Raw genomic sequence first — 7117 nt, 5'->3', positions numbered from 1 at the left:
GCCCAACTCACCACCGCCTACCCCGACCGAATCACCCCCTACCTCTAACCCCCATACACAGAAAAATTGACAGGCTCAGCCCGGTCGAGAAAATTGCAACTGATTGGAAGCTTTCAACCCGTTAGGGAGGATTTCACGCGATCACAAGGCGTTGAATCTTCCTGATTGGGCGGATTGCCCCATCGGCAACATGTGCTGTCGCGGAGCTGTCCGACCGTGATGCCCCCGCCATTGCCGACGACGTCTCCATCGACGTTTATCAGCGCTGCCCTACCCGCGCCCGTGCAGCAAGGCCCCGTCGGCGACGCCCGACCGGCGCTCGCTTGCACCTGCCAACAGGCGCCCACACCGCACGCGGATAGATTATCGACATCCGGATAGGTTATGAGCATCCGGATAGGTTATTAATCTATCCACATGCGCGTTACCTATCCACATGCGCGTTACCTATCCACATGCGCGTTACCTATCCACGTGCGAGCTGGGGTTTGGCTTGTGTTGTTGGCACTTCGTCAAGCGGGTGTGAGTGCCTGCGGCCAGTGAGGTGCCTGTTATGGGAACTCGTCGTCGTTTGACACCGGAGTACCGTCGTGATGTGGCGAGTCTGCTGTTGGATACAGGGTCTTCGATCGCATCTTTGGCGATGGGGGTTTTGCACCATTAGAAGCTTTGCTTCGGCGTGTCGCCGGCGTGTCGCGCCTCTAATGCTGCAATTTCCCCCGTTTGGCGACGCCCTCGACGTGGGCCAAGCTCGACCGTGCACCTCTCACAGCACAATTCCCCCTGTTTGGTGGCGGTGAGGTCGCGGTTCGGGGCGGCGTGGCGCCCAAAGTGCAGACCACCTCGGCGAAAAACGCTGACAATGGGGTGTCGTGGGCGAGTTGGTCTGCGTTGTGGGCAAAACTGTCTCGGACATGGTGTGTCGCTCGCACACGAACCCGTTATTGCGAACGCTCACCGGCTATTTCGCACGTCAACCCGCTATTCCGTGTCTGGGCGGGGCTGCCCACGCTCGTATTAGCGGGCCCACGTGCGAATTAGAGGGCCCAGGCTCGAATTCGCGGGCCTGCGCACGGAGGCTGGCGCGGCCGCGGGGCGAACGCAGACGGAGGCGCGCACGGAGGCTGGCGCGGCCGCGGGACGAACGCAGACGGAGGCGGGCACGGGAGGGTGACGCGCGGAGATGGAGGTTGTGTGGACGACGGACGTGGGAGGGAGCTACCCGGATACGCTGGCAGTGGCAGTGGCAGTGGCAGTGGCAGTGGTGCCGTAGGCAAGGACAACGTCGCGCAGCGACAGTGACGGTGATAGTAGCTACTGTGGTGGCGCCTCGACAGTGAGGTAACAAGGAGCTGCGGGACCCATCCGAGGGATGAGTCCCGCAGCGTATTTCGATCGTGGATCCGGGGGCACACAGGATCCGCGATCGAAGCCTGGAACAGGCGACAGGCTCTCGCCTGCTGAAAACAGTTTTACCAGGTCACGGCGGGTTTCGGTAGTCGATAATCTGTGTCGCCGCCACTTCGCACAAATGTGCACACGGTCCGAAAACAGCGTGCGTCTCATCCGCAACATTTTTCCCCAAATGGCCTCTGATCTGCGCGTTTGTTTCGGGGACATTTTTTCCTTGGAAATGTGCAGAATTTCGACTCTGCCCGTCCCGTGGGTCGTCTCGGGCCGGGCGTGAATTAACCGGTGGGACATATCGATGCGCTCACAGTGACATGGCGTGGATAACGTCGATATGCAATGCGGCACTATTCGTGCAGGCCAGGTGCCATTCGGCGTGTCGCGCACTCGCCAGCTCCGCCCAGCCGTGCCCCGGCCTCGTCCCACGGGGCGTGTAGCACGGGCCCCGACGGCGCGAGCGGACCCCCGCAGGCGCTAACCTGGATGCATGACGACATCATCGCATCACCTCTCGGTCCGCTCGCGCGTGGCCAACGCGGCCGGCGCCGCCGCCCGCTTCGCCTCCCGGGCCCTCGGGCGCGGATCCGGAGGCATGATCGGCGGGGAGGTCGCCCTGCGCATCTCCCCGAAGTTCCTCGCCGAGCTGGCGGCCCCCTTCTCCTCCGTCATCGTCACCGGAACGAACGGCAAGTCCACGACGACGCGCATGGTCCGCGCCGCCCTCGAGAGCGCCGGACCCGTCGCCTCCAACATCAATGGCGACAACATGACCTCCGGCGTCATCACCGCCCTCATGCAGGGCAAGGGGGCCTCGCGCGCCGCCCTCGAAGTCGACGAAATGCACGTGCCAGCGGTCGCTGCGGACGTCGCCCCCGACGTCTTCGTCTACCTCAACCTCTCGCGCGACCAGCTCGACCGCGTCGGCGAGATCGGCACGGTCGAAAAGCGCCTGCGCGCGGGCGCCGCCGCGCACCCGAACGCCGTCGTGGTCGCCAATTGCGACGACCCCCTCATCGTTTCCGCTGCCGCGGACAACCCCCGCGTCGTGTGGGTCGCCGCCGGCGCCGGATGGGGCGGCGACTCCGCCGCCTACCCCCGCGGCGGCCGCGTCGTTCGTAGCGGCGAAGACTGGCACCTGATCCCCGCCTTCGACGGGGAGGAGCTTCCCGACCTCGTCAGCCGCCCCGCCCCCCACTGGTGGCTGAGCGACGTCGAACTGGCCCCCGAAGGGCCGCGCGCCCTCCTGCATGGGCCCGGCGACGTGGCCGTCCCCCTTGACTTGAAGCTCCCCGGACGCGCCAACCTCGGCAACGCCGCCCAGGCCGTCGCCGCCGCGGTCGCCATGGGAATCGACCCGGCAGCAGCCGCGGCAGCCGTCAGCTCCGTCACCGAAGTTGCGGGCCGCTACTCCGTCCACGACGTGAATGGGCGCAAGGCGCGCCTCATGCTCGCGAAGAACCCCGCAGGCTGGCAGGAAGCCATGACGATGGTCGACCCCCGCGTCGACCAGGTCGTCATCGGTGTCAACGGACAGGTCCCCGACGGGCAGGACCTCTCGTGGCTGTGGGACGTGGACTTCTCCGGCGTCAACCGGCCCGGCAGACGCGTCATCGCCTGCGGCGAGCGCGGCGCCGACCTGGCCGTGCGCCTCGAATACGAGGGGGTCCACTGCGACCTCGTCGCTCTGCCCATGGACGCCCTGGCCCTGTGCGAGCCCGGCCGCGTCGAGGTACTCCTCAACTACACGGCAATGCGCGACTTCAAGATCGTGCTCGACCGAAAGGAAGGCAAGCGGTGAGCGCTTCCACCCTGCGAATTGGTGTCCTCATGCCCGAGGTGCTCGGCACCTACGGCGACACGGGCAACGCCCTGATCCTGGCTGAGCGAGCCCGCAGGCGCGGCATCGAGGCCGAGGTCGTCCACGTCGGGCTGACCGAGGACATCCCCGACAGCCTCGACATCTACACGCTGGGTGGGGGAGAGGACACCGCGCAGGCGCTGGCGGCCGACAAGTTCCGCGGCACCTCGGGCCTGTCCCGGGCCCTCGACGCGGGCCGCCCCCTCCTGGCGATCTGCGCCTCCTTGCAGGTCCTGGGCCACTGGTACGAGGATGCGCGCGGCTTGCGCGTTCCCGGCATGGGCGTCCTCGACATTACGACCGAGCCGCAGGGGCACCGCGCCATCGGCGAGCTCGTGACCGTTCCCCTCCTTGACGGCCTCACCCAGCCCCTCACCGGCTTCGAAAATCACGGCGGCGGCACAGTCCTGGGGCCCGACGCGGCCCCCCTCGGCCGCGTCGTCGCGGGCGTCGGCAACGGCACGCCGCAGGGCCGTGAGCCGGACCGTGTCGCCTACGACGGCGCTGTTCAGGGATCTATCATCGCCACCTATATGCACGGGCCCGCTCTGGCCCGCAATCCCGAACTGGCGGACCTGCTGCTGGAGCGCGCCACCGGCGCCACGCTGGAACCCCTCGAGGTTCCGGGCGTCGCCGAGCTGCGCGCCGAGCGACTGGCCGGCGTCCAGTTGTCCTAATTACTCCCCGAGCCGGCGGTCGAGACGCCGTCGGCCCATTGACCCCTCGCCGATCCCCGTGGGGCTCTGCGACGCACTACGTGAGCGCAGGGTGTTTCGGTTGTGGCTGTATAGTATGCTGAGTCGCGTATTTCGAAGGAAAGGAATAGATATGTCAAGTCCCTCCTACAGTCCCTCGGGCGAGCCCCATGCGATGCCCCCGAACGACGCTCCCAGCGCGGGTGGTCCAGCCCCGCAGGGCTACGGTGCTCCCGCGCCGGTGACCGCACCGACGCTGCCCGGTCGCGGCCGCGCCGTCACCACGCTCGTCCTCGGCGTCGTAATGATGGTCGTCATTGCGCCGATCGTTACCTTTGCCATGATGTTCGCCGCTCTTGCCGGTACTGAAGGCGGGTCGATCAAGGGTGGCACCACCGCCAATGACAGCGTCGTCACCGTGACCGCTGACGGCCATTTCATGGTGAGGAGCGACGCGGATAAGAATCCTTCCTGCTCGCTCATCGGTGCCAACGTGAGCTACGAGCTCGTGCCCTATGAACGCGAAGAGGGCGTGTACATGGCGTCTGACGTTCCCGAGGGGTCCTACCGGCTGGACTGCACGGCCATCCCCAGCAACGAGAGCATCACCGCATACAACGCGACTCCCGAGGTCGTGAGGGACACCTTTACGATGCCGTTCCTGTGGGGAAGCATCGTCGGTGTTGTCGGCGTGATCGTCCTCATCGTCGGCATCGTCCTCCTGGTCAAGGTGAACGGCAAGCGTCGCCTCATCATGCGTGAAGCCACGATGAGAGCCGCGCGCTGAGCCGCCTGTCGAGGAGGGGACGAGGCCGGGGAAAGTCTGCCTGGCCTCGTCCCCTTTGTCGTCCGCCCGTGCTGTGCCCCGAAGGAGGAAACGGGGACCGGCGAGAGTCATCAATGCGTGTCACCGACGCCGCCGCACTGTTCAGGACGCGTGCCGCGTTGCTATGCTGGAACAACATTCCACGAGGAAGGCATACATCCATGTCGAATCCGAATCCCTATGGAGCCTCGGGCGATCAGAACACGCCCTGGCCACAGTACGGTGAAAACGCTTCTGACCCCACCACGGACTACCCGGGTGCCGCACCTGCGGGCTATCCGGGTGCCGCCTCGCCGGGCTACCAGGGCGCTGGGTATGGGGGCGGCCCCGTCGCCGTCCAGCTCCCGAAGATGCCGAGTCGAGTCCCCGGCGTGATCACGCTCGTCGTCGGCATCATTGTCATGTCTTTCGTCGCCCCGGCCGTTATGTTCGTGACGCTGGCCAACGGGGTGGGGGGCTCGTTTGAGAAGTTCTCCGAGGGTACAAACCTGCACAATGGAGGTTCCGTCACGGTGGAGGAAACCGGTCCGTACTCGGTGATGATCAGCGGCGGTGAGGCTTCGTCCTGTTCCTTCAAGGACTCGACCGGCGCCGAGTACCAGCTGAGGGCTTACAGCGCGACGGACCGAAGCATGTTCTCTACGGATATGGTGCCCGCGGGGCGCTATGAGCTGTCGTGCGAGGGCATGCCGGCGAACGCGGAACTGATGGCCTTCCCCATGAAAGTCGACGACATGATGATGGCCTTCATCATGTCGTTCGTGTGGGCCACTATCGTCGGCGTCCTTGGCCTCGTCGCGGTGATTGTCGGCATCGTCCTCATCGTGCGTGCCGGCAAGAAGCAGCGCCTCATGACCCAGCAGGCCATGATGGCGGCGATCCGCTGACCGACGCATCGACGAGGGGGCGAGTCCTGGGAGGTTCCCCGGCCTCGCCCCCTCCGTGTGCTCGAGAGGGCACGCGTGCGCAGTGAAAGGAAACCGAGTGTCCACCCTGTCCTTCACCGGAGAGCGCCAGGTGCGCTTCCCGGCGCCCGACGTCGCGCGAGGCTTCATGCTCGCCCTCATCGCCCTCGCGAACGTGCCCTTCTGGGTGAGCTTTTTCCCGGAGCACCCCAGGGCCGGTTTTGCGGCGCTCGACGCGATGACGAGCGCCGACCAGTGGTGGTTCCTCGTGCGCGCCATGCTCGTCGATCGCCGCGCATACCCCCTCTTTTCGATCCTCTTCGGCTTCGGCATGGTGATCATGGCCCGGCGCACGATCGAGCGTGAGCGCCGCGCCGCGCTCGATCCCCTGCCCCGCGAGCTGAGCGCCGGGTGGACTCCCATGCAGTGGCACATCTTCAACGAGGCCGTGGAAGCTCGCGCTCGCCGCGCGGCCTCGCGCCTGATCCGCCGCCGCGGCTGGTGGATGATCGTGATCGGTGCCGTCCATAGCCTCGTTTTTTCGGGCGACATTATTGGGGCTTACGGCCTGGTCGCGGTGATGTGCGCGGAGCTGATCGTCATGCGGCGCTCGTGGCCACGAGTCGTGGTTGGCGTGTGCGTCGCGGCGCTCAGCCTCCTGACCCTCGGCGCGATGGCGGAGGCCGCGGGTGCAGGCCTGATGAACCTCGAGTATCACGGCCCGTCAGTCCTGAGGGCCACCTACCCTCTCACGTCGTTCGGCTCGTGGATCGTCTCCACCCTCCTGACGCCACTGACGTCCCTTGTTGTTCCCTGTGTCATGATCGGCGTGGGCGTCGCGCGCTGGGGGGCGCTGCAGGATCCGAGGGGGCACCGGGGCGCCCTGTGCGTGATCGCCGGTGTGGGGCTCCTCGTCGGGGCGCTCGGTGCTCTGCCCTACGCGATGGGACAGCTGGACTGGGCGCAGGTGTGGTCCGTCGGGGGGACCTTCGTTCTCTACCATGCGACGGGCGTCGCGGGCGCCTGCGGATGGCTGGCGCTGCTGGCCCTCGTGGGGGGAGGTCCGCGCGAGGCCGTGGCACAGGTGGGCGAGGCCCCGGCGCAGGTGGGCGAGGCCCCGAGACAGGAACTGGGGGCCGTTCGCTCGTTCCTGAGTGCGATTGGCCGACGCTCCATGACCGCCTACCTCTCGCAGACGCTGGTCTTCGTGGCCGTCTTCCTGACGCTTGGCCTGGTCGGTGTGAGGTCGGTGGGTGTCGCCGTTGCCGGGCTAATCGCGCTCGGCGTGTGGGCGGTCATCGGGATCGGATGCGTCGTCTCGGATGTCATGGGTGCCACGCGTGGTCCCGCCGAGCGTGTGCTGCGCTGGCTGGTGGCCCGCACCGCGTCGGCGCTGCCGCTTCCGGCGTTGCCCGTGGCGCCC

5 protein-coding genes are annotated in these 7117 nt (G+C 66.6%); all 5 read left to right on the top strand.

Annotated elements, in window-relative coordinates; all coding sequences use genetic code 11:
- Window positions 1–1897 precede the first annotated feature (1897 nt).
- Entirely contained in the window at window positions 1898–3208 is a 1311-nt protein-coding gene (locus HMPREF1138_RS10335; RefSeq protein ID WP_009059602.1) for a Mur ligase family protein, read from the top strand.
- Window positions 3205–3945, top strand: a complete 741-nt coding sequence (locus HMPREF1138_RS10330) for a type 1 glutamine amidotransferase (protein ID WP_009059605.1) — start codon at window positions 3205–3207, stop codon at window positions 3943–3945. Before HMPREF1138_RS10335 ends, HMPREF1138_RS10330 begins: the two co-directional genes overlap by 4 nt.
- A 151-nt stretch (window positions 3946–4096) precedes the next feature.
- Entirely contained in the window at window positions 4097–4750 is a 654-nt protein-coding gene (locus HMPREF1138_RS10325; protein WP_009059603.1) for a hypothetical protein, read from the top strand.
- A 200-nt stretch (window positions 4751–4950) separates the two neighbouring features.
- A complete protein-coding gene (locus HMPREF1138_RS10320; protein ID WP_009059606.1) occupies window positions 4951–5676 on the top strand; it encodes a hypothetical protein in 726 nt (241 codons plus the stop codon).
- 97 nt (window positions 5677–5773) lie between these two features.
- Window positions 5774–7117, top strand: a 1344-nt coding sequence (locus HMPREF1138_RS10315; RefSeq protein WP_009059604.1) for a DUF418 domain-containing protein, incomplete at its 3' end; no start/stop codon positions are given.

The organism is Actinomyces sp. ICM58 (assembly GCF_000283035.1).
Classification (GTDB): domain Bacteria; phylum Actinomycetota; class Actinomycetes; order Actinomycetales; family Actinomycetaceae; genus Pauljensenia.
The sequence above is the reverse complement of the archived record's forward strand: the minus strand, read 5'-3'. Positions and strand labels throughout refer to the sequence as shown.

What these genes read in the sequence shown, in the direction of transcription:
- HMPREF1138_RS10335 (WP_009059602.1), top strand. Translation starts at nt 1,898, where the DNA reads ATGACGACATCATCGCATCACCTCTCGGTCCGCTCGCGCGTGGCCAAC.
- HMPREF1138_RS10325 (WP_009059603.1), top strand. Translation starts at nt 4,097, where the DNA reads ATGTCAAGTCCCTCCTACAGTCCCTCGGGCGAGCCCCATGCGATGCCC.
- HMPREF1138_RS10320 (WP_009059606.1), top strand. Translation starts at nt 4,951, where the DNA reads ATGTCGAATCCGAATCCCTATGGAGCCTCGGGCGATCAGAACACGCCC.